Origin of the sequence: Longimicrobium sp., assembly GCA_036387335.1 — a bacterium.
Lineage (GTDB): Bacteria > Gemmatimonadota > Gemmatimonadetes > Longimicrobiales > Longimicrobiaceae > Longimicrobium.
The window spans coordinates 24169-32547 of record DASVTZ010000152.1 but is presented as its reverse complement, the minus strand read 5'-3'; the positions used below and the strand labels follow the sequence as shown (position 1 = coordinate 32547).

At 70.4% G+C, this 8379-nt stretch carries 2 protein-coding genes; both read left to right on the top strand.

Annotation, left to right across the window (positions count from 1 at the left end; all coding sequences use genetic code 11):
- Positions 1-133 precede the first annotated feature (133 nt).
- A complete protein-coding gene (locus tag VF647_14480; protein ID HEX8453305.1) occupies positions 134-4417 on the top strand; it encodes an Ig-like domain-containing protein in 4284 nt (1427 codons plus the stop codon).
- A 462-nt stretch (positions 4418-4879) separates the two neighbouring features.
- Positions 4880-8323 (top strand): Ig-like domain-containing protein, encoded by a 3444-nt coding sequence (locus VF647_14475; GenBank protein HEX8453304.1) that lies wholly within the window; start codon positions 4880-4882, stop codon positions 8321-8323.
- Positions 8324-8379: the final 56 nt, after the last annotated feature.

Sequence of the window (8379 nt, the reverse complement as noted above, 5' to 3'; positions counted from 1 at the left end):
GTGGAGCAGCACCAACGGCGGCTCCTTCGCCACTCCCACCAGCCAGACGAACGCGAGCGGGGTGGCGACGGTGTCGTTCACCACGAGCACGACGGCCGGCACGGTGCACACGGTGACGGCGAACGACGGCACCGTGTCCGGAACGAGCGGCGACATCACCACCAAGGTGGGCGCGGCGGCCAAGCTGGGCTTCGTGCAGCAGCCGTCGAACACGGTGGCGGGCGCGTCGATCACGCCCGCCGTGACGGTGGCCATCCAGGACGCCAACGGCAACACGGTCACGACGGCCACGGACAACGTGACCATCGCCATCGGCAACAACCCGGCGAGCGGCACTCTCTCGGGCACGGCGACGGTGGCGGCGGTGAACGGCATCGCGACCTTCTCCGACCTGTCGATCAACAAGGCGGGGGCGGGCTACACGCTGGCCGCCAGCTCCGGCAGCCTCACGGGCGCCACGAGCGGCCCCTTCGACATCACACCGGGCGCCCCGGCGGCGCTGGCCTTCACGGTCCAGCCCTCCAACGTGGTCGCCAGCGCCCCCATCACCCCGGCGGTGCAGGTGTCCATCGTGGACGCCAACGGCAACCTGGTGACGACCGCCACGGACAACGTGACGATCGCCATCGGCACCAACCCGTCGGGCGGCACGCTCAGCGGCACCACCACGGTGGCGGCGGTGAACGGCGTGGCCACCTTCTCCAACCTGAGCATCAACCTGGTGGGCACCGGCTACACGCTGACTGCCTCCTCGGGTTCGCTCACGGGCGCGATGAGCAGCGCCTTCAACGTGACGCACGGCCCGCTGCACCACTTCCTGGTGGAGGCGGCAGGCGGCGGCCCGATCGGCCCCCAGCTCTCCGGAACGCCGTTCAACGTCAAGGTGACCGCGCAGGACGAGTACAACAATACGGTCACCAGCTTCACCGGCACGGTGGGCTTCACCTCCACGCCGAGCGGCGGGATCACGGCGGGCGGCACCTCCGGCGCCTTCACGGCGGGCGTGCTCACCTCGCACGCCATCACCTTCGGGACGCCGGGCAGCTTCACGCTGACGGCGACGCGCAGCAGCGGCGGAACGGAGAGCGGCACCAGCAACTCCTTCGAGGTGCAGGCGCCGCCGACGGCGGTGAACGAGGGTCCCGCGGCGGGCAGCGCGCCGGGGCAGCCGTTCCACGCCTTCTACAGCACCGCCGGCAACCCGCAGACGTACACGCTCGCGGCGCCCGGCCTGCTGACCAACGACAACCTCGGCTTCCCGGCCGCGACGATCACCTCGTTCGGCGCGGACAGCCTGGGCGGGTCGGTGACCACGTACGCGGCGGGGACTACCGTAAACCCGCTGCCGGGGACGGGCCGCACCACGGGCTCGCTCTCGGTGGGCGCTGACGGCAGCGTCACCTTCACCCCGCCGGACGGCTTCACCGGCAACTACGTCTTCCGGTACCGCCTCACCAACGTGCGCGGCACCTCGGACGGGATCGTGACGATCGCCGTAGGTGCGCGCCCGGCCGCGGTGAACGACACGTACTCGCCCGTCCTGCTGGGCAACGTGCCGATCAACACGGCCACCAGCACTCAGTTCCGCGTGACGACCAACGACGCGGGCGACGGCAAGGTCCTGGCGATCACGGGCCAGAGCAACGGCACCGCGACGCTGAACGCGGACAGCACCTTCACCTTCCGCCCGAACCCGGGCTTCGAGGGGTCGGCGTCGTTCACGTACACGGTGACCAACGGCTTCGGGACCTCCGCCGCGGCGACGGTCTCGATGACGGTGGCGAACCCGGTCTGGTTCATCGACGCCAGCGCCTCCGCGGGCGGTGACGGGCGCTTCGACTCCCGGTTCAGCGCGCTTTCCAGCTTCGCCGCGATCAACAACGGCTCGGGGAACAACCCGGCCGCTAACGACCGCATCTTCCTGTACACCGGTGCCTACACCGCCCCGGTGACGCTGCTGAACGGGCAGCAGTTCGTGGGGCAGGGCGCCACGGGAAGCTCCTTCTCCTCGGTGCTCGGTGTGACCTGGCCGGCGGATTCGGGCCCGGAGCCCGCGATCAACGGCACTTCGCCCAGCATCACCTCCGCGACGACGGGTGTGACGCTGGGTAGCGGCAACACGCTGCGCGGCTTCAACCTGGGGAACACGACCGGGGCGGCGCTGATCGGCAGCAGCTTCGGCACGGTAGTGGTGACCAACGTGGGGATCAACACCACGGGCCAGGCGCTGAACCTGACCACGGGCACGCTCAACGGCAGCTTCACGCAGCTTCGCTCCACGGGTGGCACGAACAACGTGTCCCTCACGGGAGTGGCGACCACCGGCACTTCCACGCTGGGCGGCGCGGGTGACGTGCTCTCCGGCGCCACGGGCGATGCCTTCGTGGTCGCGGGCGGAACGGGGTCGTTCACCTACTCCGGCAACCTGACGCAGGCCAGCAACGCGGCCACGGTGAACGTGAGCGGCGGCCACAGCGGCACGCTGACCTTCCAGACGGGGACGGTGAGCGCCACCAACGGCACCGGCCTGCAGTTCAACAACGCGGACGGCACCTACGCCTTCAGCGGCACCACGACGCTCGCCGGCGGCAACGCCGGGATCGACGTGAGCAACGGGTCGTCGGGCACCTTCACCTTCCCCAGCACGGCGAGCATCACCAACCCGACGGCGGAGACGGTGGCCATCAGCAACAGCGCGCCGACCTTCACTTACGCGGGCACGCTGAGCAAGACCAACAACTCCGGCAGCGGGATCACGCTGAGCTCCAACACGGGCGGCACCATCACCTTCAGCGGCACCAGCAAGGTCTTCAGCACCGGGACGTCCGCGGCGGTGAACATCACGGGCAACGGCGCGACGATCCTCTTCACGGGCGGCGGGCTGGACATCGACGTGAGCGGCAGCAACGCCACGGGCTTCACCGCCTCGGGCGGCGGCAGCGTGACGGTGCAGGGGAGCAACAACGTGATCGACCTGACCACCGGCAGCAACGCGGCCGTCGCGCTCAGCGTGTCCGGCACGACGATCGCGGCCGGCGGGCTCAACTTCACTCGCATCTCCGCGAACGGCGGCGCCAACGGCATCTTCCTGAACAACACGGGGAGCACGGCCGGCCTGACGGTGACCGGCAACGGGGCCGCCGCCACGCCCGCAGGCACGGGCGGCACGATCCAGAATACCACCGGAACGGACGGAAGTACCTCCGGGATCGGGATCTACCTCAACAACACCGTCAATCCGTCCTTCTCCTGGATGCAGCTCAACGACCACGCTGGGCATGCCATCAAGGGCTCCGGGCTGACCAACTTCACCCTGGTGAAGACGCGCATCACCGGCACGAGCGGCAACAACATCAACGGGCCGTACTACGAGGGCGCGATCTCCCTCACCGACGTGGTCGGCGCGGCTGCCGTGACGGGGTCCAACATCAGCGGCGGGACGCTCGAGAACATCCGGTTCATCAACACCACGGGCACACTCAACCGCCTGGTGATGGACGGCGACACGCTGGGGCACAACGGGACGCTCGGCGGCCAGTCGGTGCTCGTGGAGGCCCAGGGCACGGCGGTGATGAAGGTGACGGTGCAGAACAGCCGCTTCACCGGCTCGCGCGACCAGCAGTTCCAGCTCAACATGGTGGGCACCGGCGCCAACGACCTGGTCTTCACCAACAACGTGCTCACCAACTCGCATTCGAACTCGCTCGCGGGTGGCGTGCTGGTGAGCGGTGGCGGTGCCGGCACGAACCCGACGCTCACCTACAACATCAGCAACAACAACATCCAGGGCGCCAAGGCCTCCGCGCTCATCGTGTCGAAGCCGAACACCACCGGCAGCTACGTCGGCACGATCGGCTCGAACATCATCGGCACCGCCGGCGTCGCCAACTCGGGCTCCGCGGGCGGGAGCGGGATCTCGCTGATCTGGGCCGTGCAGGGTACGCACAGCACCTCGATCACGAACAACCAGATCTTCCAGTACAACAACTTCGGCATCAGCCTGCAGACCGGCGGCGTGGCGGCCACAGGGGTCACTCACAACGCCACGCTGAACGCCACGGTCACGGGGAACACCATCGCCAACCCGGGAACGCTGGGGGCGCTGGACATCAACGGGATCTACCTGAACTCCGGCACCAACTCGGGCGACGCCTACCAGGTGTGCCTTGGGCTGAACAACAACACCTTGACCGGTTCCGGCAAGGACAACGGGAGCGGCGTGGGCCAGGACTACTACTTCCGTGGACGCTTCGTCACCACCGTGCGCCTCCCGGGGTACACGGGCGCGGCGGACGGTTCCGGGCTTCCCGGCTACCTGGTTCCGCGCACCAACGGGGCGTTCACCACCGGCTACTCGTCGCAGTCGGGAACGAACTTCCAGAACACGGCGGGGGGCGCGTCCTGCCCCACGTCCTGATGAGCCCGGCGCCGCTCTGAGGGGCGGCCCGGGGATGCACGCGGAGGCACGGAGATCAACTCTCTCCGTGCCTCCGCTTTTTTCTGGCAACTCGGCGCGGTGGGGGGCCGCATAGAGTGAAATTGCGCCACTCCTTTTTAGCCACCACAAGTATGCGAGTGCTCGCGGTGGGACTTTCAGTACCCATGCCGTGGCATCGCAGCCACACAAATGCCTGCGGCGGCCGGGAGAACGGAGTTGCGGGTGAATGGTAAGCCGTTGGGCTGCATCGGGTTATCTGCTGTGTGGGCGGGGCTCCGGCGGGGGTGCGTTTCGTGCCCTGACGGCTGCGTCGGGGCGAGCGAAAACGCTCTGCCTCCGCTTTCCGATCCCTCCCCCTGGATCCACAGAGCGGCGCGTACCGGTTTCCGCCATCCAGGCGGCGAGCCGCGCGCGCCACCCCGCCACCCGCGAGAACCAGCCATGCCATCCCTCAAGATCGTTCTTCGCGCAGCATTGCTCGCCTCCGTTGCCGCCTGCACGGCCGACGGTGGCTCGCCCCTGGCGCCCACCCCGAGCGGTCCCGCCGAGCAGCTCTCCGACGCCGCGCACGGCGGCGCGGTGCCCGGCTTCTACTTCCTTCCGCCGGTGGTGCCCGCCCCCTCCTTCTCCGGGAGCTTCGATGCCGCCCTGGCGCCGCGTGCCGAGATCTGCGTGCTGTCCGGCACCTCCTGCGGCGCCGTGATCGCGCAGTACACCACCACCACCGGCGCGGGGGGGGAGGTGGTGCGGGTGGACGCGGCGCAGCAGAGCTACGCCTTCAACTGGCGCACCGACCAGTTCAACCTCGACGTGGCCAAGCACTACCGCATCAGCGTCTTCGTGGGCGCGGTGCGGCTGGGCTTCGCCGACGTGGACCCGGTGGCGAGCGGAAAGGAGCTCAAGAACGTCGACACGCAGCAGTACATCCCGCTGTTGGACGGCCGCACGCTGCCGGTGAAGTTCCGGGTGGAGAAGGGGATCGTGGGCGCCTTGGACGTGGAGCCCGACTCCGCCACCGTGCCGACGGGCGGAACCCAGCAGTTCACCGCCACCGCCACGGACCTGCACGGCGACCCGGTGGCGGCCACCGTCGTGTGGTCCTCTTCGGACACCCTGGTGGCGCGCATCGGAGCGACGGGAGTGGCGCTGGGTGTCGCGCCGGGGAGCGCCACCATCACCGCGCGCAGCGGCGGCGCGTCCGCCACGGCCACGGTGCGCGTGCTGAACCCGAACACGCCTCCGGTGGCGGTGGCGGACAGCTTCGCCGCCATCGGCAACGTGACCGTCCCGGTGGCCGCGCCCGGCGTGCTGGGCAACGACACGGACGCCGAAGGAACGCAGCTCTCCGCGGTGCCCGGCACCATCGCGACGACGGCCGGCGGCACGGTGACGCTGGCCGCGGACGGCGGCTTCACCTACCTGAGCGCGCCCGGCTTCACCGGCGCCGACTCGTTCACCTACCAGGCCACGGACGGGCAGGCGACGGCCAGCGCACAGGTGCAGCTCACAGTGGGCTCCCGGGTGTGGTACGTAGCCAACACCGCCGCGGCACCGGGCGACGGGCGCGACGCCTCGCCGTTCGCCACGCTGAAGGCGGCCGAAGCCGCGAGCGCCGCGGGTGAGACCATCTTCGTGCTGGCGGGGAACGGGGGGAGCGCGGGGTACGACGAGGGGCTGGTGCTGAAGCCTTCGCAGATGCTCACCGGACAGGGGGTGCCCGCGAACGTGACCACCGAGCTGAACGGGTCCACGGTGGTGCTGCTGGCCGCAGGGACCGCGCCGCAGATCACCCGCTCCACCGCCGGCACCACGGTGTTGCTGGCGACCGGAAACACCGTGCAGGGCGTGGACGTCGCCTCCACCGCGGGGGCCGCGATCCGCGGCAGCGCGTTCGGCACTTTCACGGCGGCGGCCGTGTCGGTTCAGGCCGCGGGAGGCCCGGCGCTGGACCTGCAGGGTGGCAACGCGGGCGCTTCGTTCTCCGTCCTCTCCTCCGACGCGAGCGCCGGTGCGGGCGTGCGGCTCACGGGCGTGCAGGGGGTGGTGAGCGCGGCGGCGGGGCGCATCGCCGGCGCGGCAGGCGCGGGGGTGGAGGTGGACGGCGGCGCGGGTGACGTAACGATCGGCGCGGAGGTGGTGAACGCGGCCGGGCACGTGGTGTCGGTGATGCACCGCACCGGCGGAACGGTGACGCTGGCCGGCGACCTCCTAGCGTCCGCCGCCGGCATCCGCGTGGCCGAGAACACGGGGGGGACAATCGCTTTCACGGGCGGGAGCAAAGTTCTCAACACGGGGGCCGGCGATGCCGTAGCTCTTGCGGACAACCCCGGTGCGAACGTACGCTTAGCGGGCGGCGGGCTCTCGCTCACCACCACCACGGGCACGGCCTTCCTCGCCACGGGCGGCGGAACGGTGACCGTGACCGGCTCCAACAATGCGATCGGTAGCGCGGGAGGGGTCGCGCTGCGGATCGCGGGCACCACCATCGGCGCGTCCGGCCTCACCTTCCGCTCCATCACGGCCACCGGGGGCAGCAATGGGATCGTGCTCGACCACACCGGCGCCGGCGGGCTGCAGGTGACCGGTACGGGCGCTCCGGGCTCGGGCGGCACCCTGGAGGGGACGATGGGCGCGGACGGCACGACGGGCGGGGCCGGGGTGCGGCTGGACCACACGGGCCGCGTGGAACTCTCGTACATGACCCTCGCAAACCACTCCAACTACGCCATCCGTGGAACGACCGTGAACGGCTTCGAACTGGCCGGGACCCGGGTGGAAGGGAGCAACGGCACGAACGAGGCGGCGCCCTACTTCGAGGGGAGCATCTCGTTCGAGGAGCTGACCGGCTCCGCCCTCATCACCGGGTCCAGCATCAGCGGCGGGCGGCTCAACAACCTGCGCGTGGTGAACACCGGCGGGACGCTGGACCGGCTCACCCTGAGCGGCGATACCCTGGGGGCGAACGGGCCCACCGGCCTGCAGAGCGTACTGGTGCAGCCCCAGGGATCGGCGGTGATGCGCGTGACGGTGCAGAACACCCGCTTCACGGCGTCGCGCGATCAGCTCTTCATGCTCAACATGCTCGGGAGCCCCACGGCCGACCTGGTGTTCACCGGTAACACGCTCGGCAACAACCACCCGGCGGTGCTCTCGGGCGGTGGGAGCGTGCTGCTGGCCGCGTCGGGCGGGGCGGGCGCGGTGCCCACCCTTAGCTACCAGGTGACCGGCAACACCTTCCGCGACGCGGACGGCTCCGCGCTGGTGGTGAACAAGGGAATCGCGGGGGGCTCCTTCAGCGGCACGATCTCTGGGAACGTGGTGGGCGCGGCGGCGATCGCCAACTCCGGCTCGCGCTCCGGCTCCGCCATCAACATCCTGGCCATCGGCCGCGGCAGCCACACGGTCGCGGTCACCGGCAACCATCTCTACCAGTACAACAACTTCGGCATCCTGCTGCAGGCGGGCGGCGCGGCCAAGTCCGGCACCGGCTTCACGGAGCACGACGCAGCGCTGAACGCCACGGTGACGGGCAACACCATCGCCAACCCCGGCACATTCGGCGCCCTGCCGGGGAACGGGATCCAGGTGAACGCCGGCACCAACTCCAACGCCGGAAGCGGGACGCCCGACGCGTACGCCGTGTGCGCGCACATCGCCGGAAACTCCCTCACGGGCTCCGGCGTGGCGGGCGGCGCCGACTTCAGCCTTCGCCAGCGCTTCGCCACCACCGTGCGGCTCCCCGGCTACGCGGGCGGGGCGTTCGACAACGCCGCGGCAGCCGCGTTCGTGCAGGCGAACAACGGCGGGGCGGCGGGCACGGCAAGCAGCACCTCCGCCTCCGGGGGCGGCGGGTTCGTGGGCGGCTCCGCCTGCGCCACCCCCTGACCGAAGCCGGCCCCGCCGCCCTTCTTCCCCGAAGGAGGCGGCGGGGCCGCGCCGCA

Excerpts from the sequence above, each read along its gene's own strand:
- VF647_14475 (HEX8453304.1), top strand. The coding sequence starts at position 4,880 with ATGCCATCCCTCAAGATCGTTCTTCGCGCAGCATTGCTCGCCTCCGTT.